The organism is Thermoflexus sp. (assembly GCF_042408815.1).
In the GTDB taxonomy this organism is placed as follows: domain Bacteria; phylum Chloroflexota; class Anaerolineae; order Thermoflexales; family Thermoflexaceae; genus Thermoflexus.
Map to the genome: position 1 here is coordinate 115,706 of NZ_JBHOQR010000023.1, position 23,693 is coordinate 139,398.

Consider the following 23,693-nt stretch of genomic DNA (forward strand, 5'->3'; position numbering starts at 1 on the left):
TGCTCCGCCCATCCCTCTCCCCCCAACACCGTCCGTGAGCCCGGCGGGCTCCTACTCCGCGCTCAGAATGAAAGGATAGTAGGGCTGTCCAGTCTCCACCACCTCGATCTGCAGCTGGGGATAGCGAGAACGGAGTTTCTCAACCAGTTGGACCGTTTGGGAGGGATCTGCTTCTGCCCCCACATACAGAGTGAGCAATTCGGCCGAGGAAGTATCCATCGCCTCCAGGGTCCTCTGGATGACTTCCTCCAGATCATCCCCTGCGGCCACCAGATGATCCTCCACCAGCCCGATCCATTGTCCCTGACAGGCCAACACGCCTTCCAGCTCCACATCCCGCGTGGCCCGGGTGATCTGCCCGCTCCGCACCAGCCGCAGCGCCTCCTTCATCGCCTGCAGATTGCTTTCCAGATCTGCCTCGGCGCGATAGGCGACCATGGCGGCCACGCCCTGAGGGAGAGTGCGGGTCGGGAGGATCTCCACGCGTTTATCCGGAACCAGCTCGGCGGCCTGTCGGGCCGTCAACATCACATGGGGATGGTTGGGCAGCACGATGATCTGATCCGCGGGCAGCGTTTGCATGAGCTCCACGAATTGCTGGGCGCTGGGGTTCATGGTCTGCCCGCCGCGAAGGGTCGCGCTGGCCCCCAGGCTGGTGAAGATCCGGGCCCATCCCTCACTGGGGACCACGGCGATCGTAGCTGCCTGGCCGGGTTGCAGGGGAGAGGGGGGACTCTCTATCCCTCGGGCCCGCTCCTGGATAAATCGTTGATACTGAGCCTGCATATCTTCTACCACTACATCGCGTAAACTGCCCCAGCGGATAGCGTAGCTCAGCGGCTGCCCGGGATCATGGACATGCAGGTGCACCTTTACGGTGTTCGCATCGCCCACGACCAGGACGCTATCACCCATCGCCTCCAGGTCGCGACGGATCTGGTCCACATCCAGGTGGGGGCCCACCAGGATGAACTGGACATCGTAGCCATAGCCCTCGGATCCGGGCTCCAGGGCCTCGGTCGCCTGAGCGCCGGCGAGGGAGGGAGCAATCCTCGGAGCCTCCTCGATGGGCTCTCCCTTCAGACAGCGAAGCATCCCTTCCAGGATCAGATACAGGCCCTGTCCGCCCGAATCCACCACCCTGGCTGCTTTGAGGATGGGGAGCAGGTCGGGCGTGCGTTGCACCGCCTCATGGGCCCGGCGCACCACCTGTTCCATCACGTCGAGCAGATCCCCGCCGCGTTGGACGGCATGGGTGGCCGCCTCGCTGGCTTCCCGGATCACGGTCAGGATCGTTCCCTCAACGGGTTTCATTACCCCGCGGTAAGCCGTGCGGGTGGCCTCCTGAAGGGCGAGGGCGAGATCTTCCGCGGTGATCGTCGGGCGATGGTCAATCGCCTGGGCCATCCCCCGCCAGATCTGAGAGAGGATCACACCGGAGTTCCCCCGAGCGCCCATCAATGCTCCCCGGGCTATCCGCTGAAGCAGCACACCCACCTCAGCGTCTGTCACGGGGGCGATCTCCTGCCAGGCCGCCTCCATTGTCAGCAGCATATTGGTTCCGGTATCGCCATCCGGGACCGGGAACACGTTTAGGGCGTTCACCAGCTCATAGTGACGGCGAAGCCAAAGCAATCCAGCCCGGATCATCGCTTTAAACGTGGGCCCATCGATGGCTTGAAGGGCTGGTCGCGAGGAAGAAGACCCTTCCGGTTGCACGGCCTCCTCCTGAGAAGCGAAGGATGTCCCTCTTTCCATAAGGAACGCTTCATCACTGGGGTTGCAGGCCTTGAATATGAACGTTCACCTCCGCCACCGGCAGGCCTGTGGTTTTCTCCACCTGATATTTAATGGCATGTTGCACGCTGCGGGCGACGGCGACCAATCGGACCCCATAGGCCAGGATCAAATAGACATCGATCACCAGGCCATCCGGCCGCTCTCGGATCTCGACGCTTCGTCGGGCGTCTGGCGCGAAGAAGTTCACGACCACGTCGGTCATGCGGTGCGAAGCCAGGCCGACCACTCCATAGCATTGGGCCAGGGCCCGTGCGATCAGGGTGGCGATCGCCGCAGGCAGCACTTCGATCCGCCCCAGTTCGTTCTGTTCTTTCATGCCTTCCAGTCTCCTTAAAAACCTGGCTGATGCAGGCTTATTTGGCTACAAACCTGATAACGATTCCTCTCTTGCTTTCATAACCCCTGAGCCGGGTGGACCGGGCAGGCCCCACGGCTGTCCAACAGGATTCTCCTACTATCTTAACCGATGTGGATTTTCCCCTGAGAGGCCTGGGGAGCTGGGCCGGTCACCGAAGGCAACTCGCTGGGCTTCTTATGTTTGTTCTCCGCAGATCGGGCAGCGAGTTGCATTAAAATAGATACAGGATGCCGTCTGGAGCGGGCGAGAGCGGGTGAGCGCAAAGGACAGCCGGTGGGATGACCTGATGCTCCGCCGGCGGAGATTTTTCTTTCTCTGGAGGGAGGTCCACGATGACGGGAGAAGCTCGGCACGTCTATGGGACCGTAACGGTGAAGCGGGGGCTTGCCCAGATGCTGAAGGGCGGCGTGATCATGGATGTCACCAATGCGGAGCAGGCCCAGATCGCTGAGGAAGCCGGCGCAGTGGCCGTGATGGCCCTCGAACGGGTTCCTGCGGATATCCGGGCGCACGGTGGCGTGGCCCGGATGGCGGACCCCGAGAAGATCCTGGAGATCATGGAGGCGGTGACGATCCCAGTGATGGCCAAGTGCCGGATCGGCCACTATATGGAGGCCAGGATCCTGGAAGCCCTCGGTGTGGATTTCATCGATGAGTCGGAGGTTCTGACCCCTGCTGATGAACAATATCACATCAACAAATGGGAATTTAAGGTTCCTTTCGTGTGCGGGGCGCGGGATCTCGGGGAGGCCCTGCGCCGGATCGCCGAAGGGGCGTCGATGATCCGCTCGAAAGGGGAGGCTGGAACCGGGAACGTGGTTGAAGCCGTTCGCCATGCGCGGGCGATCATGGGCGCCATCCGGCGGATCCAAGGGATGGGAGAGGAGGAACTGGTGGCCTACGCCAAGGAGATCGGCGCTCCCTATGAGCTGGTCCTGGAAACCCGGCGCCTCGGGCGCCTGCCGGTGGTCCTCTTCGCCGCGGGGGGGATCGCCACCCCGGCGGATGCGGCGCTGATGATGTGGTTGGGGATGGATGGGGTGTTCGTGGGAAGTGGGATCTTCAAGAGCGAGAATCCGTATAAGCGGGCCCGGGCGATCGTGGAGGCCGTAACCTACTGGCAGGAGCCGGAGATCCTGGCGATGGTCAGCCGCAGCTTGGGCGAGCCGATGTATGGCATCGACGTCCGGCAGTTGACCGAGGCGCAGCGCCTCGCGCTGCGTGGGTGGTGAAATTCTCGGGGATTTCGCGGGATCTGGGAGAACGAAACCCGATTGTTTGTTGCGGATCAGCTCCCTAAGGGAGGTGTGCGGTGAGGATCGGGGTGCTGGGATTGCAGGGGGATTACCTGGAACATCATCAGATGCTTCGTCGTCTGGGCGTGGAGACGGTGGATGTCCGCCTCCCTCGGCATCTGGAGGGAGTGGATGGTCTGATCATCCCCGGGGGGGAAAGCACCACGATCGGCGCCCTCGCGGAGCGCTATGGCCTGACGGAACTGCTCCACCGCATGGCGGAGGCCGGCATGCCGATCTGGGGCACCTGCGCCGGCATGATTTTTCTGGCCCGGGACGTGGGCCGCCCCCAGCCCACCCTGGGTCTGATGGATGTCCGGGTGCGGCGGAATGCCTTCGGCCGCCAGATCGACAGCTTCGAGGTCGATCTGGAAATCCCGGCCCTGGCCCGGGTGGGGGATCTCCGGCCTTTCCATGCGATCTTCATTCGGGCCCCGCTGATCGAAGCCGTAGGACCCGGGGTGGAGGTCCTGGCCCGGCTGGGCGATGGAACGGTTGTGGCGGCTCAGCAGGGACATCTGCTGGCCACCGCTTTCCACCCCGAGCTGACGGACGACACCCGGTTCCATCAGTATTTCTTGGAAATCGTCCGACAGGCTTCCCGCTGATGATCCGATCCTTGCGGATAAGGGATGGCCCGCGTTTCCTGGCGGCCGCCCACGCAGGTTTATATCTGGACGAGCGGGCGGTGCGGGTGGATCGCTTCCATCCGATTGAGGCCGCCACCCTTTCCCTATTCTTCCCGGATCTGGCGCCGGTGCGGACGCTTTCGGATCCCTCGGGATCGTATTTCCTCCAGTTGAACTATCGGCGCCGCGGGGAGGAAGGACGCCTGCTGTTTATGGCGCCTGCGCCGGCGACCCTGGATCTGGAGTCCACAGTCGAATGGGAGTTCCTCCTTCAGGCTATTGTTGAATGGGCGGCTGCGCATGGGATCCGGCGTCTGGTGGCGGAGGTGGCGCTGGATGAATTGCGGCCGGCCCTTCTGCAGCGCCTGGGCTTCGAGCGAACCCGCCGTTACGCGGTGTGGGCCGGACCGGCTCGGGTGGTAGAGCGGGCCTTCCAAGCGCTGGCCGGTTGTGAGTCTCCATTCCATGCTTCGTCGTGGGCGCTTTATCGAGGGGCGAAGGGAGCCTGGGTGGAGGAAATCCGGAGCACGTCGGAAGATCCGCTCCCGGGACTGGCGCAAACCCTTGCGGATCTGGGCATCCGCTGGCGACATCCGGTTTATGTGCAGGTCCGCCAGGAGACTCCGGAGTTGACTGGGGTTTTACGGATGCTGGGATTCCATCCCGCCTTCACCCTGTGGCGGATGGTGCGCTGGATCGCGGTTCCCCTTCGGCTGCCATCCGCGAAGGAGCAGGAAACGATGGCCTCCGCCTCCTTGGCGTTCTATTTTCTCCATCATATGGCGCGTTCGCCGATTCAGGAGCGGGCCGTGGGCTCCGGATAAGAGAAGGCGATGGAAGACACGCTTCCCTCGCCTTTCGCCCAGCCATCCGAATGCGTAGAGCTGTTTCCTCGGGAATGAGGTGGTCGGTTTTCCCGGCGATCGAAAGGGGAAGGGGATCCCCATGACCCAACCCGGAGTTCGAACGGGCACCATTACTGTCGATTTCCTGACCCCTACACATCGAATCTCGGCCCAGATGGTGTTGAGAGGCCGGGTTCTGGGAGATGTTCTAAACGATGTGCGCACCTCTTTTGTTCCTCTGGAGACCGTGTTCCTCTCCCGCCTGGACGAACCAGCCCGTATTCTCAAAAGCTTCGGAACGGCGATCCTCAGCAAAAACCATATTGCGATGGCAATTGTGAATGTGGGGATTGAGATGGCCCTGAAGGCTGTTTCCCCTGCATACGGCTCTCGCAAAACGTATGGCGTGTTCGCCACTATACCCAGGTTTGAGATTGAGGGAACCATCGAATTCGCGGGCCGACCGGATCTCCATGCCCTTCTGGTGACCAATGTAGAGCGCTTCATCCCGATCATGAACGCAAGAGCGGTGCGGAGTGATCGGCCCGGGATGGATTTCGCCGGCGAGCTGATTTTTGTAAATCGAGATTTCATTGAATTGCTTTCGCTCATCGGAGAGGTAGCTCAGGGATGACCCGCGTCCTAGTGATTGATGATGATATCGAGCTCCTGCAGATGGTCCGCCGGATGCTGGAACGAACAGGGTTCGAGGTGTTCACCAGCGCCGATGGTGGGGATGGGATCGAAAAAACCCGCCAGCTTCGGCCGGATCTGGTGATCCTGGATTTGATGATGCCGGAGATCGACGGCTTCCAGGTCCTCCAAGCCATCCGAAACGATCCGCTGGTCAGCGACACGCCGATCCTGGTCCTCACCGCCCGGGCGCAGCCGGTGGATCGGGAGGCGGCCCTCGCCGCCCAGGCGGATGCTTACCTGGCCAAGCCGGTCTCTCAAAAGGAGCTCCTGGATCGGATCCAGGAGGTGCTGAACCGACGCCAGCGAGGGAGCGGCCAGGGTTCGGTGGTGCTCTTCCTGGGGCTCCGGGGAGGAACCGGGACCACCACGCTGGCGGTGAACACCGCGCTGGCCCTGGCTCGCAACGGTTCCGTGGTGCTGTGGGACGCCAGCTTGAGCTCCGGCCATGCCGGGCTTCATCTCCGGATCGCTCCCCGGATCTCCTGGCTGGATTGGTGGCGGGATGGGTGCTCGAAAGGGGATCTGGAAGCGCATTTGATATCCCATCCCACAGGGCTCAGTCTGTTCCCCGCTCCTCTGATGCCGGTCACGGAGGCGCTAGAGGAATCCTGGGTGGGTTTGACCCTGGATTTCCTGCGCGAGCGGTTTCGCTTTGTGGTCATTGATGGGCCTTCCACGCTGGTGCCTCTGGGCCTGGCCTTCTGTCAACAAGCGGATCCGATATTCCTGGTGATGAGCCCCGAGGTGGGCGCTCTGCAAACTACGGTGATGACTTTGCGGGCCCTCCAAACGGCGGGGATACCGATGGAGCGGATCCATATCGTTGTGAACCATGCTGCGGGGCCCAGCCCATTGAGCACCCCAACGATTGAGCGGGCGCTGGGCCGGGCGCCCATCCTCACCGTGCCCTTCGATCCCAATCAGGCCGTGGCCCTGGTCCAGGGCACTCCCCTCATCCTCAGCCATCCGAATGGCCCCCTGGCCACGGCCGCCCACCGCCTGGCCGGACGAGTGCAATCCAGCGGGCGTCTAACCGGGGGTTAATGCCGGTTGATCCGTTCCTCAATATCGATTTAAAATGCTACATAAAAACCATAACACCCAAAAATGGAACTCTTATTTAAGGTGAATCGGGGCTATGATTTGGTGGGCGGATTCGGAGGGTGCCGGTCCCTCCGCTGGATCTATCCTGTGTTGAATAAATTCCAACTTTTCGCTTGACGGCGAGATCCCCTGCGTGCTATAATTCTTCCAGTAGGTTTTCCCGAACGGCCCCAACCTGGATCCGGCCGTGGGATTCAGCGGCCTATCCCGGAGGGCTCTATGAAGATGTTACGCTATCGAGTGGGCGCGTTGGTGGGCGCGCCGATAGGGAGCCGGATGGTGCTATCCCTGGAGGAAGGACCGGGAGATTTGGGCTACGGGGTAGAAGTGGATTATCTTCGGGGGGAGATTGAGCTGGTCCGTTCCGATCGCCGGCTTCTGGCCTCTGGGACGATCTCCACGCAGATCCATGCTTCGTGCGCCCGTTGTCTGGAACCGGTCGCCTTCCCCCTGACCTTTGAGTTTGAGGAGGCCTTTTTTCTATCCCCGGTGGATATCCCCGGGGAGACATTTTATGCGGTAACGGATGATGGGTATCTCTTTCTGACTGCGCCGTTGCGGGAGCATATCCTGCTGAACACGCCGTTGCGGGTTCTCTGCCATCCGGATTGCCGGGGGCTGTGCCCGGAGTGCGGCCAGAATCTGAATGAGGGGGATTGCGGCTGTGTCCGCGAGCCGGATCCTCGATGGGCCGCCCTGCAGGTGTTTCGCCGATCCGAATGATCGGGCGGTGGATGGCAGAAGGTGGCCCGGGTGGTTGCCCCGATGGCCGGGGACCGGGGGTCGAGGATCCTCGGCAACCGGGATCCATGGGGGAAAGCAACCATCCGGCTGCTGTCTGTGAGGAGACGTAATGAAAGCCCGATCCGGGGATCCCGGGAAGGTGGCTGAACCTGATCGGAGAGGAGCGACGATGGCGAGCTTTGATGAGGTCCTAGGAGAGCTTCTTTCTCTGGCGGAGCGGCAGGGTTACCTGGCGGTTACAGATATTCTGGAGATCTATCCGGAGGCGGAGGAATCCCCCGAGGAACTGGATGAGATCTGCCTGTGGTTGCAGGAGGCGGGCATCGAGCTCTACGACGACACCCGGATCAACATCGAGGAGGAGGAGCGGTTCCTTCGCGAGATCGAGGAGGAGGACGAAGAGGAGGCGGAGGAACATTTCGAGACCAGCGATGTGGTCCTGGGGGAAGATGACGACCTGGCCGACATCGACGTGGATGACACGGTAGGGCTCTACCTGAAGGAGATGGCCCGCGTTCCCCTGCTGACCAGTGAGGAGGAGGTGCGGCTGGCCCGGCAGGTGTTCCGAGGCCAGCAGGCCGCCCGCCGGCTCCGGGAAGCCCGTCGGCTTTCCCCTCAACAGCGGGCCCGGCTGGAGCGGCTGGTGGAGGAAGGCCGCAAGGCCCGGGAACATCTTATTAAAGCCAATACCCGTCTGGTGGTTAGCATCGCCAAGAAATACATGGGCCGCGGGGTTCCGTTCCTGGACCTGATCCAGGAGGGGAACCTGGGGCTGATGAAGGCGGTGGAGAAGTTCGATTACCGGCGGGGTTACCGCTTCAGCACGTATGCCACCTGGTGGATCCGCCAGACCATCACCCGGGCGATCGCGGATCAGAGCCGCACAATCCGCGTTCCAGTTCACATGAGCGATCGGATCCGCAAGCTGTATCGGGTGGCCCATGAGCTGGAGCAGAGCCTGGGCCGCAAGCCGACTGCGGAGGAGATCGCGGCCGAGCTGGGGGTGGATCCGCGGAAGGTGGAGTGGATGTTCCGGGTTTCCTGGCAGCCCTTGAGCTTGGAAAACCCGGTGGGGGAGGATGAGGAGGACGAGCTGGGCTACTTCATTGAGGATGAATCCTCTCCCTCTCCGAACCAGATCACTTATGAGAACCTGCTCCGGGAGAAGATTGAGGAGATCCTCTCGACTCTCAGCCCTCGCGAGGCCCGGATCCTTCGGCTGCGGTTTGGCCTGGTGGACGGGCGGTGCTACACCCTGGAGGAGGTGGGGAAGAAATTCGGGCTGACGCGGGAACGTATCCGGCAGATCGAGGGGCGGGCTCTACGCCGGCTGCGTCACCCTCGTCGGAGCCGCCAATTGCGGGAGTTCCTGACCTGAAAAGGCTTCCCCGAGATGGATTTCAGAAACCGGACCGGCCGCGCAGGGTGGCCGGTCCGGTTTTTATCTGGACCTTGCCGTTGGGCTTCCCAATTGAATGAAGAGGCCGCTTCCAGAGGGGAAGCGGCCTCTCCCGGCGGGCCGTCGCCGATCAGCGTTCACCGGAGGTGATGCGACGGCCCGCCTCTTTCAGGTCTGTCCGACGTTTTTCGTCCATGTCGCATCACCTCCTTTCTGTGGGATGGCGCATCCGGTGGGCGCAGGCGGCATGGAAGGGAAGTTCGATGATGGGCTCGCGCCCAAGATGGCTCGATCATGCACAGGATGAGCTCAAATGTCAACGGCAAGGCGATTGCCCTCCAGGCTTTTCATCCCCCTCGGGGTCGGCCGTAGAGCCACCAGAAGCGATCGCGCGGGAAAACCTCTTGTAGCGCCTCCTCCCATAGAAATGGACCAGGCTCCCAGTTTCGTCGCAGCGTCTGGTCCAGCGTCCGCACGCGGTTTCGAATGCTCTCCATATCGAATCCGAGGCGCTCCCCCTCTTCCAGCAGAAGCTCGATCTTTAAGCGAATATGTGCCTGTGCTGGATAGCTCGGAGCGACCTCCTCCGGATGTCTCTCATAATCCTCCAGATACCATGCCCAGGCGTCCAGGCGGCTGCTGAGCTCCCGCTCCAGCTTCTGCCGGTAGCGGGCCGGATGGACCTCTCGCACCCGCTCCAGATGGGTTTTCAGGGCCTCCAGTTCCGCGCGGGCCTGTGCTGGAAGACGGCTCTGGAGCGCCTCCAGCCGCCGCAGGCTCTCCAGCAGGCCGCCGATGCTGAGCGATGGAAAGATGGTGGAGAAGGGGCGAAGGGGCCAGTAAACCATGTCCGAGGCCAGATAATCCTCCAGGGCTGCCACCCCTTCCCGCACGAACGTCAGTTCATCCTCCAGTTTCATCATCCCTCCCGTTATGAATGAGGAGTCCCCGCACCCGGGTAGGCCCCCTGATAGATGGCCCTCACCAGTTGGGGGAGCAGGGTGTCCAGATCCTGGGAGGTATCCACCTCGAGATAGGGCCGACCGATGGGCTCCATATGGCGTCGCATCCGTTCGTAAACCGACCAAGTGGCCTCGCTGGCATCTTCCGGATGACGCTGACGGACGCGCTCCTCCAGGCGATCGCGCACCACTTCGGGAGGGGCGGTGACGAAGAGGATCACCAGGGGAACCTGGAGGCGGTCCGCGATCTGATAGATCAGGGCGCGGTGGGCCTCGATCAGGTTGGTGGCGTCGAAGATCACCGAGGAGCCCTGGCGGAGGAGCTGCTCCATGAGCACTCGGCAAACCTGATGAACGCGCCGGCTTTCGTTCAGGGTATGTCGAGGCCACTTGAACAGGATCCGTCGCACCCGGTCGGACTCCACGATGGGGGCCGGAAGCAGGGCGGCCAGCCGGCGGGCCAAGGTGGATTTCCCGGTCCCAGGCAGACCGACCATCAGGATCAGCCGGGGGTGGGGCGTGGGGATGGGGCGGATCTCCAGCGCCTGGGCGGCCCGCCTGGCCATCGCCTCCGCTTCCCCCCGAGGGAGGGGATAAGGAGAGGGAATTCCCAGACTTCCGTTCCGCCGTAGCGTGCGATCCAGGCCCTCTTCGTTCATCTGGCCTGTCTCCGGAATCCTCTGCTCTTCCATCCCCATGGAACTCCGCTCGGGGTCGCTCTCCTTACGGGCTAGTGATGATCCGGGGGTGGGGAAGAGATCCCGGCGCGCTGCTCAGGCGATTTGTCAGAAGCGTTCAATCGAATTATACCGAAATCGGACTTCATGCGCAGACTCAGGAAGCTTCCACTGGAGGCCGACAGCGTGCGCAACCTGGAAAAACCTCCCGTTCCTCCTTACCTGGTTCTCTTCGTCGGCCTTCTGGCCGTTTCGACGTCTTCGATTTTCATTCGTTTCGCCCAGCGGGAAGCCTCTTCCCTGGCCATCGCCGCCTATCGTCTGACCCTGGCCACCTTGCTGATCCTCCCGCTGGCCTTTCTGCGGTATCGCCATGAGCTGGCGCAGGTGACCCGCCGGGATCTCCTCTGGATGATGCTGTCCGGGGTCTTCCTGGCCCTGCATTTCGTCACCTGGATCACCTCCCTGGAATACACCACCGTGGCCAGCTCGGTGGTGCTGGTTTCCCTCTCGCCGGTTTTCGTTGCCATCGCCGCGCCGGTTTTCCTGCGCGAAACCATCCCTTCGCGGGTTGTCCTGGGGATTCTCATTGCCCTAACGGGGAGCACGGTGGTGGGCTTCAGCGACGCGTGTTCGTGGCCGCCGCTGCGCTGCACGCTGGAGGGAGGCGGCCGCCTCCCCATGGTCGGCAACCTCCTGGCCCTCATCGGGGCGATCATGGTGGCGGGCTATTTTATGATCGGCCGTCGGGTGCGCAGCCGGTTCTCTCTCCCGGTGTATATCGGCTTCGTCTATGGGTTTGCCGCGGTGGTCTGCCTGCTGATCGTAGCCGGGTTCCAGCTCCCCATCCTGGGTTATTCGCCTCAGACCTACCTCTGGATGACCCTGGTGGCGGTCTTCCCCCAGCTGATCGGGCACTCCTCCTTCAACTGGGCCCTCCGTTATCTGCCGACGGCGGTGGTCACCGTGACTACCCTGGGGGAGCCCATCGGTTCAACGATCCTGGCCTATGTGATCCTGCGGGAAGCGCCGACGTGGGTGAAGATCCTGGGGGGCGGATTGATTCTCACCGGGATTGCGATCGTATCCGAGGAAAGAGCGCGCTGAGCGTCAGGCGAGGAACTCCTGAACCCATCCGGAGGAGCTTTCCATGCCGATCCATCCGCCGGAACCCTTTCGGATCAAGGTGGTGGAGCCGTTGCGGCAGCTCTCGCGAGAGGATCGTCGGCGACGCCTTCAGGAGGCGGGCTACAACCTCTTTCGCCTGCGGGCCGAGGATGTCTTCATCGATCTGCTGACGGATTCGGGGACGGGGGCGATGAGCGACCGCCAGTGGGGGGCAATGATGCAGGGGGATGAATCCTACGCGGGGGCTCGGAGTTTCTACCGATTCCAGGAGGCGGTCCAGGAGATCACGGGCTATCCTTACGTGGTGCCCGTGCATCAGGGCCGCGCGGCAGAACATATCTTCTTCGCCGTGACCGTGCAGCCCGGCCAGCGGGTCCCCAGCAACAATCACTTCGATACCACCCGGGCGAACCTCCTGGCCCGCCCCGCTGACCCGGTCGATCTGGTTATCGATGAGGCCTATGATCCTACTCTGGAGCACCCTTTCAAAGGGAACATGGATCCGGCCAAGCTGGAGGCGTTCTTCGAACAGGTCGGGCCGGGAAACATTCCCTTTGTGATGCTGACGCTGACCAACAACACGGTGGGCGGACATCCGGTCTCTATGGAGAACGTCCGCACTGTGGCGGCCATAGCCCACCGGTATGGGAAGCCGCTCTACCTAGATGTGGCCCGCTATGCGGAGAACGTCTACCTCATCAAGTTGCGCGAGCCAGGCTACGCCGACCGGCCGGTGCAGGAGATCGCCCGGGAGCTCTTCGGATACGCGGATGGCTGTCTGATGAGCGCCAAGAAGGATGGGCTGGCCAACATCGGGGGGTTCATCGCGTTGAAGGACCCCGAACTCTATGAAGCGTTATGTGCCCAGCTGGTGCTCCGGGAGGGATTCCCGACCTATGGCGGGCTGGCCGGGAGGGATCTGGAGGCCATCGCGGTAGGTTTGAGGGAGGCGCTGGATGAGGATTACCTGGCCTACCGCATTGCTCAGGTGCGCTATTTGGCGGAATCCCTCCAGCAGGCCGGGATCCCCATTGTGGTGCCCCCGGGAGGACACGCGGTGTATCTGGATGCCAGCCGCTTTCTCCCCCACATCCCTCCCTCGGAATACCCGGGCCATGCCCTTGCCGTGTATCTTTATCTGGAAGGGGGGATCCGGGGTGTGGAGATCGGTAGCGTGATGCTGGCCCAGGAAGACCCTCGGACAGGGCAGGTGCTTTCCCCTCGTCTGGAGCTGGTGCGGCTGGCGATCCCCCGACGGGTTTACACCCAGAGCCATCTGGATTACGTAGTAGAGGTGTGCGCCCAGGTCTACGCCCAGCGGGAGCGCATCAAGGGGTTCCGCATCCTTCGGGCGTCGAAGCTCCTGCGTCACTTCACCGCCTGGTTCGAGCCGCTGGGAGAGCTGGATTGAGCCCTATTCGCCCAGGGAGGGAGGCCACCGGGTGAAAGCCCGGAAGGGGGGACCGCGCCATCCTTGCGGAGCCTATTCCCATCGCCAGACCTCTACGGTATCCCCGGCTTGCAGGCCGTTGAGATCCAAGGGAACCATCACCAGGCCGTCGGAACGAGCCAGGGTGAAGATCATATTGCTTTTCCCGAGCAACGGGTCCGCCCACCATGTTCCCTCGCGGTGGATCAGCCGAACGGGCACCCAGTCGATGCGCCCCGGCGCAGAGGGGATGTTGTGGGTCAGGCGGGCGGATTGAAGGGAAGGGGCCGGCGGCTCCAGGCCCTGGAGGAAGTAAAGCAGGGGGACCAGGAGCATCCGAGCGACGATGAAGGCGGAGACGGGATTGCCCGGCAGCCCCAGAACTGGCTTTCCGCGGCAGAAGGCGACCAGGGTGGGTTTCCCAGGGCGGATCGCCAGCCCGTGGGCCAGGATCCCTGGGGAACCCAGGCGCTCGATCACGGCCGCCGTGAGATCCCGGGTGCTGACGGAACTGCCTGCGGTGAACACGAGCACATCCGCCGCTTCGAAGGCTTCCCGGGCCATCTGTTCCAGGATCTCCAGACGATCCGGCGCGATCCCCCAAGGGATCGGCTCTCCGCCGTGCTGATGGATCAGGCCGATCAGGGAGAACGTATTGATATCGCGAACCTGCCCGGGCCGAGGCGTTTGCTCTGGGGGAACGATCTCGTCCCCACTGCCGAGGATGGCCACCCGGGGCGCCCGCGCCACGGAGACTTCCATGACGCCCAGGGCGGCCAGGGCCCCCAGATCCTGGGGGCGAAGGCGATGGTGGGCCGGGAAGGCAAGCGCTCCGGCGGGGATGTCCTCACCGATCCCGATCACGTTCTCCCCCGGGGCGACCGGCCGCAGCACCTCAATGGTCTCCGCATCCAGTCGCTGGGTTCGCTCCAGCATCACCACGGCATCTGCCCCTTCCGGGAGCATCCCGCCGGTGTGGATCAGGGCGGCCTCGCCAGGGCCAATGGACAGTCCGGGGGACCGGCCCATGGGGACTTCGCCGACGAGACGAAGGTAAGCCGGGAGGCTTTCCGTGGCGCCGAAGGTATCCGCCGCCCGCACGGCATACCCATCCACCGTGCTGCGGGGGAAGGCGGGAAGCGGCTCCGGGGCGAAGATCGGTTGCGCCAGGACCCGCCCCAGGGCCTTGGCCAGCGGCACTGGCTCCGGGGGGAGGGGGGAAAGATAGCCCCGCAGCCGCTCCAGTGCCTTCTCCGGTGGCAGCACGGTGAAGAATTCCGGCATCGGACTCCACCTCCCATTGACGGGCTTCCCCCTCTTTTTTATAATGCCCCTCGGGCTGGAAGTCCATGGGGCCACGGGAAGGGCCCAGGCTCACCGGACATCCACAAACCCCGTGATGTTCGGGAGGACGGACCGATGATCGATGTGAACGATCTGCGAAAGGGAACCACGTTTATCCTGGACGGGCAGATCTACGAGGTCTTGGAATATCAGCATCATAAACCCGGTCGGGGAAACGCCTTCATCCGGACCAAACTGCGCAACCTGCGCACGGGAGCCATCATCGATAAGACGTTCCTCTCTGGGGATCGGGTGCAGGATATCCGGGTGGAAAACCGGGAGGTCCAGTTCCTATATCGGGACGGCGATCTTTACTACATGATGGATACCCGCACCTATGAGCAGATCCCGGTCCCGTCCGAGCGGCTGGGGGAGGCGGTGAACTTCCTGAAAGAGGGGATCACGCTGATCCTGCGGGAATACGAAGGCGAGCCCCTGGGGGTGGAGCTGCCGGTGACGGTGGACCTGCAAGTGGTGGAGGCGGAGCCGGGGGTGAAAGGCGATACGGCCTCCGGAGCGGATAAGTGGGTGGTGGTGGAAACCGGTTACCGGCTCCGGGTTCCCCTCTTCGTCAACGAGGGAGACATCATCCGCGTGGACACACGGACCGGGGAGTATGTGACCCGTGTCGGTTGAGGGAGATGTCTGCCGGACTTTCCAGCCAGGAGGTTTCGATGCCGTCACGTCGGGTTGTGATCACCGGTATGGGGGCCATTACCCCGCTGGGCCTGGATGTACCGACCAGCTGGGCCAACGCCATTGCCGGCCGCTCCGGCGTGGGGCCGATCACCCTTTTCGATGCTTCCTCCTTGAATGTGCGTATCGCCGCCGAGGTGAAGGGGTTCGATCCCCTGAACTACATGGAGGCCCGGGAGGCGCGACGGCGGGATCGCTTTGAGCAGTTTGCGGTGGCCGCCACGCAAGAGGCCGTGCGTCAGGCGAACCTGCGGATCACTGACTCCATCGCCGACGAGGTGGGGGTGATCATCGGCTCCGCCATCGGCGGAGCTCAGAGCTTCGCCGATGGGGTGGAGACGGCGCTTCACAAGAGCCCCCGTCTGCTCCACCCCTTTGTGATCCCCATGGTGATCACGGATGGGGCATCTGCCCAGATCGCGATTGAGCTGGGCGCGCGGGGCCCGAACTTCGCCACGGTCTCCGCATGCGCGGCGGGGGCCGACGCCATCGGCATTGCCTACGAGTTGATTCGCAGCGGGGATTGCCGAGTGTGCATCGCAGGGGGCGCCGAGGCCAGCATCACCTACATCGGCATCGCGGCCTTCGACCGCATCGGCGCCATGTCCCGCCGCAACGATGACCCCGCGGGGGCCTGCCGGCCGTTCGATAAAGATCGGGATGGGACGGTGATGGGGGAGGGAGCGGCGATCCTGGTGCTGGAGGATCTGGAGTTCGCTCTATCCCGTGGCGCGGAGCCGCTGGCGGAAATGATTGGCTACGGGGCAACCTCGGATGCCTATCATCCCATCGCTCCGGATGAGAACGGGGCTGGGGCGGCGCGAGCAATGGCCAAGGCCCTTCGCAAAGCCGGGATCCGCCCGGAGGAGGTGGATTATATCAACGCCCACGGAACCGGGACCCCGCTCAATGACAAGACGGAGACGATGGCCATCAAAACAGTGTTTGGCGAACGAGCTTATGAGATCCCGGTTAGCGCCACCAAGTCCATGACAGGCCATATGATCGGGGCCACCGGCGCGTTGGAGGTGATCTTCTGCGTGATGGCCATCCGCGAGGGGATCATCCCGCCCACGATCAACCTGCAAAACCCGGATCCGGAGTGCGACCTGGACTATGTGCCCAACGTTGCCCGGCGGAAGGAGGTTCGCATCGCGATGACCAACGCCTTTGGCTTCGGTGGGCACAACAGCGTGCTGGTGATCCGGCGCTGGGAGGGGCCGTAATCCCTACCGAGGGGGAGCGCGCCCCACCGCACCAAACGGCCCCAGAGATCGACGGGTCCCCCATCGTTCGGGCGGGTCAGCCCAGAGCCGAACGGGCCATCTGGGGGGAGAACGTTTCGGCGGGAACAAAGCGTCCCCATCCCGGAGTTCCCCGAAAGACGCCATCCTCCACCACGATCTGGCCGCGGACCATCACCGTACGCACGCGCCCTCGAACCCGCCAGCCCTCATAGGGCGTGTAACCCGCGATGTAATGCAGATGGGCGGCAGTGAGGATCTCCTCGGGCTCCGGATCGTAAAGGACGAGGTCCGCATCCGATCCGGGTTGCAGCGTCCCCTTGTGGGGATACAGCCCGAAGAGCCTCGCCGGGTTGGTCGCGCACAGGCGCACCAGGTCCGGCCATCCGATTCGGCCCTCCAGGATGCCGAAGGTATACAGAAGCGGCAGCATGGTCTCCAGCCCGGGCAACCCCCCCGGGGTGGTGAGAAAGGACCCCGTGGCGGTCTTCTGGTGGAGCGCATAATCGCAGTGGTCGGTCCCGATGGCGGCGATCCATCCCCGGTGGAGCTGCTCCCACAGCCCGGCTCGCTCAGCGGCCGGTCGCAGGGGAGGCTGGAGGATATACCACTCGGGATGCAGCCCTCCGTAAACGGTTTCATCCAGGAGGAGATACTGGGGGCAGGTTTCGGCGAAAGCCGGCTGGCCCCCCTGAGCAGCCTCATGGACCAGGTCGACCGCGCGGGCAGTGGAGCAGTGGACAATATAGACGGGGGCGTGGGCCTCGGCGGCCAGGAAAAGAACCCGGTGTACCGCCTCGATCTCCGCGAAGGGCGGCCGGGAGCGACCATGTTCCCGCAGACTGGTCTGGCCCTCGGCCTGCAGACGCTCGATGGCTTCCGTCACCATCGCATCGTTTTCGCAGTGGACCATCGTGATGAGCCCCAGGGCGCCGGCGGCCCGCATCAGGCGTAGAAGGGTCGCATCATCCGCGTAGTAGTTCGGACGATACGTGGTGTAAAGCTTGATGCCGGCCACGCCCTGAGCGACCAGCTTCCCCAGCTCCCCCTCCTTCCCTGGGGGGAGATCGGTCACCATCATATGGAGCGCGTAATCCACCACCGCTTTCCCGCGAGCCTCTTCCAGGCGGGACGCCAGGGCTTCTTCAAAGGTTTGCCCGCGGAATTGGGTGGCGAAATCCACCACCGTGGTCACCCCCCCAAAGGCCGCCGCCCGGGTTCCGATGAACCAGTCGTCGTCGGTGCGGTAGATCCCGGTGTCCAAGGCGATATGGACGTGGGGATCCACGAGGCCCGGAAGGACCATGCATCCCGCGGCATCCACCACGGGCTCTCCGGGATAAGGGAGAAGATCCCCGATGGCGGCGATCTGCTCCCCTTCCACGCGAAGGTCCGCTCGCAGCATCCCATCGGCGGTTACCAGCGTTCCGTTCCGGATGAGCATCGGTTCCTCTCCTGAATGGAAAGCATCCCGCTCGATCTCTCCCAGAAACCCCCACGCTCTGGAATCCGGCTCCTCCCTCCAGAAGCCTCCGATAAGATCCACCTTACGGAGTCAGAGGGATCCCCAGCCGAGTCAGGAGCGCGTTCACCGTGGGGGTCAGCGCGACGAGGAGCGGGGCGATCAGCAGCCCGGGCAGAAAGCTGGCCACGCGTATGCGCTGGATGTCCAGCAACAGCAGCCCGATCCCCAGGATCATCGCCCCGCCGACAGCGGTCATCTCGGTGATCATCGTCTCGGTAAGGAGCGCCTTCACCAGCCCTGCCCCCAGGGTCAGGGATCCCTGATAGATCAGCACGGTCAGAGCGGCGAACATCACCCCCATGCCCAGGGAGGCGCTGAAGGCCAGGGAGGCGAAGCCATCCAGGGTAGCCTTGATCGCCAGGAGGGTGTAATTGCCGGTCAGGCCGTCCTGGATGGAGCCGAGGATGGTCATGGGGCCGACACAGAAGACCAGGCTGGCGGTGACGAAGCCCTTCACGAAGGCGCTGCCCTCCCCGCTGTTCCCGGAGACCCGGAGCTCCAGCCAGCGCCCCAGGGCCTGAAGGCGCTCCTCCAAGCGCAGCCCCTCTCCGATGATCCCGCCGAGGAGCAACGCCGCCAGCATCCGGAGCGGATTCTGCGTTTGAAGGGCCATGCTCATCCCGATGACCAGGGTCATCAGGCCCAGGCCATGCAACACGGTCTGGCGGATGCGCTCGGGAAGACGGCTGCCTACCAGCATCCCCGCACTGCTGCCCACCACCACGGTCGCGACGTTGATGAGCGTTCCCACCATCGGCGGGTTCCCTCCCGTTGGAGTATGAACAACGAATATATTCAGGATACCGGCAGGTGCGAAGGCTGAGAAGGGCGGATCCCTCTCTCTATTCCCCCCCACGGCCTGAAGGCCATCGGGATCATGCCTATTGAACTTCGATAATCCCGATTTCCCATGCCTCCCCAACCCGCTGACCGTGGCGAAACACCGGTAGGTGCTGCCCATCCGGCGTGTAGAAACCGATGAGCACTGGATAGCGTCCAGGGGCCAGCGTCGGCGGCAGCCACACGCCGTAACGATCCTCCAGGACCTCGCCCGGGCGCCAGGTGGTGGTCGGGCGATGCCATCCCAGGGGCTCCCGATCCGTCTGGGCGACCGGACGGCCATCCGGGCCCTGTACATGCACGAAGACTTTATAAGCTATGGAAACCGGAGCCCGAACTCGCCATCGGATCATCACTCGTAGCACATCCCCAGGGCGTAGGGGGGAAGGGGTTATCCCATACCCATCTACCTGAATGGCTTCTCCAAACTGAACCCCAGGCGCTGGATGCGGGTCCGGTTCCCCCAAGCCGTAAACCGCGAAGCGGATGCGGCCGACCCAACGCTCCTCCGCCCGGAAGGCGTGGGCGTCCAACCACGTTTCGACCCGGCCTTCCGGATCCGCCTCCCGTTCCCCATACCAGAGCACAAAAAGCCGGTCCCGCTCACGCAGCGCCGGGGCCAGGGTTTCCTGGATCTCCTCCAGCGGGGGCGGACGCCGCAACGGGGCAGGGAGTAAGGGGGCGTCCGGCCAGTAGTAAGTGAACACATCGACCTGTCCGGGAGCATATAGCAGGATCCCATCCCCGGGTCGGATCACGGCGGCCAGCATCCGGGCCAGCCCCCGGTAATCATCCCGGGAGAAGCGGGGATCGAAATAGAGCGCCCCCATGCTGATCCCCAGCGGGCCGAGCATCAGGCCCAGCGCGAGGGCGAGGCCGAGCCGCTCTCCCCACCGGCCTCCGCGCTGCCTGAGCAGCCGCCGGATCAGCTCGAGGCCGGCCGCCCACAGGGCGATGAAAGCCGGAAGGGCGGCCATGAAAAACTTGAGGTTCGCCTCCCGATAGGCTCCTCGCCCCAGCACCAGCCCGATCGGGCTCGCCATCAGCATGAGGGCGATCCAGGATCCCCTCGGCTTAGATTGCGAAAAGACCGCGCGGTCCACGATACCCCGTAGGAGTCCCAGGCTGACCCCGATCAGCGGCAGCGCGACGATCGCCAAGGGGACTTCGGGGGGAAGGGTGATCCCAGCGCTGAGGGCGCGCAGGATGGCTCGGAGGGCCTCGGCGAGCGGGACAGGCGCGGGGGCCGGCCATTGGCGTAGCTGGGTGAAGGCGACGGGAGCCCACGGCAGGACCACCAGTCCGATCCACGCCTGAAGGCCCAGCCAGCGGAGGAGCCGTCGGGACCCGCCATGCCCTCTGTCGATCAGCATGCCCAGAAGATGGGCCGCGGGGATGGCCGGGAACACGTAGTGGGTATACCATCCCATGGCCCCGGTCAGAAGAAGCCCCAGGGCGCGGCCCGGTCGGGGCCGTCGCCGCCAGGCGAGCCAACAGATGGAATGCAACGCCGCCCACAGCCCCAGGAGGGTATACATCCGGACCTCCTGGGCGTAGTAGATGGCCAGAGGGTGGAGGGCGATCAGGAGCATGGCGAGCCCGCCAGCCTCCCGGCTGAAGAGCCGGGCGGTTAAGTTCCCGACGGCCGCGATGAGGAGCACGCCCGTGAGGGCGGAGAAGGCCCGAAGGGAGAACTCGGAACGGCCGGCGAGGGCGGCCCATCCGTGCAGCAGCACGTAATATAACGGAGGGTGAATATCCTGGGCCGCGCTTTCCAAGATGTGGCGGAGAGGACCTTCGCTCAGACGGGCGGATGTTCCCTCGTCATACCACAGGCTCTGAGCCTCCAGGCGATAGAACCGCAGGCCCATCCCCAGCCACAGCGCGGCCAGCCCGATCCATTCCAAGCCCTTCCCTCGGCGGGCCCGGCCTCCCTCTCCCATGCTCGTCTCCCTCACTCATTGAACAGCTGGCCGACGGAGCGGCCCTCATGAATGCGACGGATCACCTCGGCGAGCATCGGCCCGATGGAGAGAACGGTCATGTTCGGGAGGCGCTTGTGGGGGGGGATCGGGATGGTGTTCGTGCAGATGATCTCCTTCAGCGGCAGCGTGCGCAGGCGATCCACCGCGGGGCCGGAGAGAACCGCATGGGTGAAGCACAGGTAGATTTCCTCCGCCCCATGCTCCTTCAGGACGCGCACCGCGCCGCTCACTGATCCCGCCGTGTCCACTTCATCGTCCACCAGGATCACCTTCTTCCCCCCCACCTCTCCGATCACCGTCAGGGCCTCCGTCTGCGTCCCGGTCCGACGCTTCTCCACGAAAGCGATGGGCAGATTGAGCTTGGCGGCGTAGTTGCGCGCCTTCTTGGCGAACCCCAGGTCGGCGGCCACCACCACCGCTTCCTCCGGGGAGAAGTTTTTCTCCAGCAGGTAATCGCTGAGGAGGTGGAAAGCCGTCAGCTCATCGCCCGGGATGCTGAAGAAGCCCTGGATCTGGCTGGCGTGCAGGTCGATGGTCACCCAGCGGTCAGCCCCGGCCACGGCGATGAAGTCCGCCACCAGGCGCGCGGTGATGGGCACGCGGGGCTGATCTTTCTTGTCGCTCCGAGCATAGGCCAGATAGGGAATGACCGCAGTGATGCGGCCCGCATTCGCCCGCTTGATGGTGTCCAGCAGGATGAAGAGCTCCATCAGGTTATAGTTCACCGGCGAGGCCGTGCTCTGGATCACGAAAACGTCCTGCCCGCGGACGCTGGCGAGCAGGCGGACGAAGATGTTTTCGTTTGGGAAGACGATGATCTCGCGGGGGAGCAACGGGACCCCCAGGCACTCCGCGATTTCCTCGGCCAGTTGCGGATGGCCGGAACCCGCCACCAGAATCAGGTCCCCATAACGCCATGACGGTCCGGGCATTCGCGGGCGACCTCCCCATCGAACGGGATGCCAGCCTATTCATCATAACCGGAATCCCGGAGATCTAAAAGAACGGGTGGGGATTCAGGGGTTTCGTTCGGCTGGGGGATTTCATCGGGCGGCGCTTTCGCGGGGCGCGGGCTATCCTCAGCGGCCCGCGCCCTGCGAAAAAGAGGTCCACCGCGTCCCCTATGGGGACGGCCATTGTCAAACACCGGCGCCGCGAAGCGGCCTGCCGAAGGGCAGAAGCCACCTCGGCACGGAAGGACGGATTGTCCTGCTCAGGCCTCTGCCCCGACCGTTTGCCCGGTGGGCCCTTACCTCTTGCACTTGCCCGCCGAGCCGGCGTTGAAGATGGCCTGGATCTCCTGCGGTGTGAGGGCCCGGTTGAAGTACTCGACTTCGTCTACAACCAGCTCTCCGGATTCAACCCCGTCACCACCGATCAGGAACGGGAAGCCGTTGCTGATGTCACCCAGAATGGAGGAACCCACGCCCGTTTGCGCCAGGGTTCCATTCACGTAGAACTCCAGGTTGAGTGGGTTCCTCCTGAGCACCATCGCCACGTGCACCCATTGGTTGGGCGGGATGGAGACCCAGTTGCTCCGGAATCGATTGGCGGTATCCTTGACCGCGAAGAATATCGCCGTTCCCCCGGACGGGTCTTGTTGGATCCTCATGATGTAACCCGGGGTCCATGCCGGGTCGTTCACCGGGATTCCGATGGGCGGGGATGACACCCCCCGCCCCCCTGCATTTTCCGGACATAGGTGTAGGCCCACAGGCCGCCCCCACTGCAACTTTTCTATGAGGATCACGGTTGCGGGCGCGACCGCACCGAGAAGGAGGACGCCATCCACGACACCCATATGGCCCTGCTGGAGGCCAAGCGGCGGGGGGTGGTGCCCTTCTGCCTGACCGTCGACCGCTACGGCCACGACTACCTGAAGCAGATGTGTCAGGACGTGGGCTACGCCGTGGCGCCCGACGTCGAGGCGCTGCCCTCCCGCATCACCCAGCTCTACCGTGAGCTGACGCGTTAGCCACTCCCAGAGGCCAGCGCCGGCGCCGTCTCCCCTGGGCCTACTGGCAGGTGCCGGCGGTGCAGTCCCACATCTTCCAGCTCACGTGCACCGTCACCGGGAAGTTGTTGGGGTTCTCCACCGTTATGTGACCGCAATATCCGCCGGCGGTGCCGCTGTTGCCGCTCCAATTCCCTATCTGGATGCCCTGGTGCATCCCGTAAAGGGTGACGCTGGCCCCCGGCGGCAACCAGACCTGCCAGCCGTGAGTGCTGCGGGCACCGGCACAGGCGATGTTGACGCCGCCGAGCTGCTGGGCGTTCACCTCGGCCACCCCCATGGCCGGTATGTTCAGGACCACGCAACCCTGGCCCACCAGGGTGCCGCCGGGGACGTTGGGCGCCGCGGGGGCCGTGCAGGCCGCCGGGGCCGTCAGGGTGGGCGTTGGCGACACCGTGGGTGTAGGCGCGGGCCTGGGCGTTGGCGTAGGCCTGCGCGTTGGCGTAGGCGTAGGGCTGGGTGTAGGTGTAGCCTTGGGCGTAGGTGTGGGCGTGGCCGCGGGTGTAGGCGTGGTAGGCGGTTGGCAGGCCGCCCCCACTGCAACAGCCAGAAGCCCCACGAGCAAGGATCCCAATCCATGACGGAAGAAACGAATGGGGAGCATGGGCTCCTCCTTGAGTTGGGATAGGATATCCCCTCCGGTTTTCGCGAGTCTGGCTGCGCCGATCCCTCCGTCGCGCGCAGACCGCCGGGCGATCCGGCTTCCACCGGTGTGGCCCTGCGATCGGGGCGCTCTACTCATGAGAGGTCGGAAGCCCGGGGGATCTTACATGCGATCGGCAGCGCACCCGAAGGAGATGTTTTCGTTTGGGAAAACGATGATCTCGCGGGGGAGCAAGGGGACCCCCAGGCACTCCGCGATTTCCTCGGCCAGTTGCGGATGGCCGGAACCCGCCACCAGAATCAGGTCCCCATAACGCCATGACGGTCCGGGCATTCGCGGGCGACCTCCCCATCGAACGGGATGCCAGCCTATTCA

At 63.8% G+C, this 23,693-nt stretch carries 24 protein-coding genes; 12 read left to right on the forward strand and 12 right to left on the reverse strand.

What is annotated here, in order from left to right; genetic code table 11:
* Positions 1 to 51 precede the first annotated feature (51 nt).
* Positions 52 to 1,719, reverse strand: coding sequence for a DAK2 domain-containing protein (locus ACFMO3_RS07335; RefSeq protein WP_376789767.1), 1,668 nt, complete (start codon positions 1,717 to 1,719; stop codon positions 52 to 54).
* Positions 1,720 to 1,771: 52 nt separating this feature from the next.
* Positions 1,772 to 2,116: an Asp23/Gls24 family envelope stress response protein gene (locus ACFMO3_RS07340; RefSeq protein ID WP_376789768.1), complete on the reverse strand. Its 345-nt coding sequence runs from the start codon at positions 2,114 to 2,116 to the stop codon at positions 1,772 to 1,774.
* 374 nt (positions 2,117 to 2,490) lie between these two features.
* On the opposite strand from ACFMO3_RS07340, the gene pdxS reads away from it, so the two are divergent.
* The 7 genes from pdxS (at position 2,491) to ACFMO3_RS07375 (ending at position 8,849) form a co-directional block, all read left to right on the forward strand.
* Positions 2,491 to 3,390, forward strand: a complete 900-nt coding sequence (gene pdxS / locus ACFMO3_RS07345; RefSeq protein WP_376789769.1) for a pyridoxal 5'-phosphate synthase lyase subunit PdxS — start codon at positions 2,491 to 2,493, stop codon at positions 3,388 to 3,390.
* Positions 3,391 to 3,470: 80 nt separating this feature from the next.
* Positions 3,471 to 4,061 (forward strand): pyridoxal 5'-phosphate synthase glutaminase subunit PdxT, encoded by a 591-nt coding sequence (gene pdxT, locus ACFMO3_RS07350; RefSeq protein WP_376789770.1) that lies wholly within the window; start codon positions 3,471 to 3,473, stop codon positions 4,059 to 4,061.
* Entirely contained in the window at positions 4,061 to 4,906 is an 846-nt protein-coding gene (locus tag ACFMO3_RS07355; protein ID WP_376789771.1) for a hypothetical protein, read from the forward strand. The genes pdxT and ACFMO3_RS07355 overlap by 1 nt, the downstream gene beginning before the upstream one ends.
* A 121-nt stretch (positions 4,907 to 5,027) precedes the next feature.
* Positions 5,028 to 5,561, forward strand: a complete 534-nt coding sequence (locus tag ACFMO3_RS07360; RefSeq protein ID WP_376789772.1) for a hypothetical protein — start codon at positions 5,028 to 5,030, stop codon at positions 5,559 to 5,561.
* A complete protein-coding gene (locus ACFMO3_RS07365) occupies positions 5,558 to 6,667 on the forward strand; it encodes a response regulator (protein ID WP_376789773.1) in 1,110 nt (369 codons plus the stop codon). Before ACFMO3_RS07360 ends, ACFMO3_RS07365 begins: the two co-directional genes overlap by 4 nt.
* A gap of 279 nt (positions 6,668 to 6,946) precedes the next feature.
* A complete protein-coding gene (locus ACFMO3_RS07370) occupies positions 6,947 to 7,450 on the forward strand; it encodes a DUF177 domain-containing protein (protein WP_376789774.1) in 504 nt (167 codons plus the stop codon).
* 190 nt (positions 7,451 to 7,640) lie between these two features.
* On the forward strand, positions 7,641 to 8,849 hold the full coding sequence (locus ACFMO3_RS07375; RefSeq protein WP_376789775.1) for a sigma-70 family RNA polymerase sigma factor: 1,209 nt from the start codon (positions 7,641 to 7,643) through the stop codon (positions 8,847 to 8,849).
* A gap of 368 nt (positions 8,850 to 9,217) precedes the next feature.
* Here the strand turns inward: ACFMO3_RS07375 and ACFMO3_RS07380 are convergent, their stop codons facing one another.
* A complete protein-coding gene (locus tag ACFMO3_RS07380; RefSeq protein WP_376789776.1) occupies positions 9,218 to 9,793 on the reverse strand; it encodes a hypothetical protein in 576 nt (191 codons plus the stop codon).
* Positions 9,794 to 9,801: 8 nt separating this feature from the next.
* Positions 9,802 to 10,491, reverse strand: coding sequence for an AAA family ATPase (locus ACFMO3_RS07385; protein ID WP_376789777.1), 690 nt, complete (start codon positions 10,489 to 10,491; stop codon positions 9,802 to 9,804).
* Between the two features lie 204 nt (positions 10,492 to 10,695).
* Between ACFMO3_RS07385 and ACFMO3_RS07390 the strand changes: the two genes are divergently transcribed.
* Together ACFMO3_RS07390 and ACFMO3_RS07395 are read left to right on the forward strand one after the other, a co-directional pair.
* Positions 10,696 to 11,616 (forward strand): DMT family transporter, encoded by a 921-nt coding sequence (locus tag ACFMO3_RS07390; protein WP_376789778.1) that lies wholly within the window; start codon positions 10,696 to 10,698, stop codon positions 11,614 to 11,616.
* Between the two features lie 43 nt (positions 11,617 to 11,659).
* The gene (locus tag ACFMO3_RS07395) at positions 11,660 to 13,048 is read left to right on the forward strand and encodes a tryptophanase (RefSeq protein ID WP_376789779.1); all 1,389 of its coding nucleotides are present in this window, start codon (positions 11,660 to 11,662) and stop codon (positions 13,046 to 13,048) included.
* A 72-nt stretch (positions 13,049 to 13,120) separates the two neighbouring features.
* Here ACFMO3_RS07395 and glp read toward each other — a convergent pair whose 3' ends face one another.
* A complete protein-coding gene (gene glp / locus ACFMO3_RS07400) occupies positions 13,121 to 14,350 on the reverse strand; it encodes a gephyrin-like molybdotransferase Glp (RefSeq protein ID WP_376789780.1) in 1,230 nt (409 codons plus the stop codon).
* Between the two features lie 135 nt (positions 14,351 to 14,485).
* Between glp and efp the strand changes: the two genes are divergently transcribed.
* Positions 14,486 to 15,046, forward strand: a complete 561-nt coding sequence (efp, locus tag ACFMO3_RS07405; RefSeq protein ID WP_376789781.1) for an elongation factor P — start codon at positions 14,486 to 14,488, stop codon at positions 15,044 to 15,046.
* A gap of 38 nt (positions 15,047 to 15,084) precedes the next feature.
* Complete coding sequence (gene fabF, locus ACFMO3_RS07410; protein WP_376789782.1) at positions 15,085 to 16,332, forward strand: beta-ketoacyl-ACP synthase II; 1,248 nt, start codon at positions 15,085 to 15,087, stop codon at positions 16,330 to 16,332.
* Between the two features lie 76 nt (positions 16,333 to 16,408).
* On the opposite strand, the gene hydA is transcribed toward fabF, so the two are convergent.
* From hydA to ACFMO3_RS07435, 5 genes are all read right to left on the reverse strand, one after another.
* Positions 16,409 to 17,794 carry a dihydropyrimidinase gene (hydA, locus tag ACFMO3_RS07415; RefSeq protein ID WP_376789783.1) on the reverse strand — a complete coding sequence of 462 codons (1,386 nt, stop codon included), beginning with the start codon at positions 17,792 to 17,794 and terminating at the stop codon, positions 16,409 to 16,411.
* 103 nt (positions 17,795 to 17,897) lie between these two features.
* Positions 17,898 to 18,629, reverse strand: a complete 732-nt coding sequence (locus ACFMO3_RS07420; RefSeq protein WP_376789784.1) for a DUF554 domain-containing protein — start codon at positions 18,627 to 18,629, stop codon at positions 17,898 to 17,900.
* A 127-nt stretch (positions 18,630 to 18,756) separates the two neighbouring features.
* Positions 18,757 to 20,658, reverse strand: a complete 1,902-nt coding sequence (locus ACFMO3_RS07425; RefSeq protein ID WP_376789785.1) for a glycosyltransferase family 39 protein — start codon at positions 20,656 to 20,658, stop codon at positions 18,757 to 18,759.
* A gap of 11 nt (positions 20,659 to 20,669) precedes the next feature.
* A complete protein-coding gene (locus ACFMO3_RS07430; RefSeq protein WP_376789786.1) occupies positions 20,670 to 21,632 on the reverse strand; it encodes a ribose-phosphate diphosphokinase in 963 nt (320 codons plus the stop codon).
* Positions 21,633 to 21,949: 317 nt separating this feature from the next.
* On the reverse strand, positions 21,950 to 22,501 hold the full coding sequence (locus ACFMO3_RS07435; RefSeq protein ID WP_376789787.1) for a LamG domain-containing protein: 552 nt from the start codon (positions 22,499 to 22,501) through the stop codon (positions 21,950 to 21,952).
* Here ACFMO3_RS07435 and ACFMO3_RS07440 point away from each other — a divergent pair, their 5' ends adjacent.
* Positions 22,502 to 22,675: a hypothetical protein gene (locus tag ACFMO3_RS07440; protein WP_376789788.1), complete on the forward strand. Its 174-nt coding sequence runs from the start codon at positions 22,502 to 22,504 to the stop codon at positions 22,673 to 22,675.
* Between the two features lie 40 nt (positions 22,676 to 22,715).
* Here the strand turns inward: ACFMO3_RS07440 and ACFMO3_RS07445 are convergent, their stop codons facing one another.
* Positions 22,716 to 23,318, reverse strand: coding sequence for a hypothetical protein (locus tag ACFMO3_RS07445; RefSeq protein ID WP_376789789.1), 603 nt, complete (start codon positions 23,316 to 23,318; stop codon positions 22,716 to 22,718).
* 162 nt (positions 23,319 to 23,480) lie between these two features.
* Positions 23,481 to 23,651: a hypothetical protein gene (locus tag ACFMO3_RS07450; RefSeq protein WP_376789790.1), complete on the reverse strand. Its 171-nt coding sequence runs from the start codon at positions 23,649 to 23,651 to the stop codon at positions 23,481 to 23,483.
* Positions 23,652 to 23,693 lie beyond the last annotated feature (42 nt).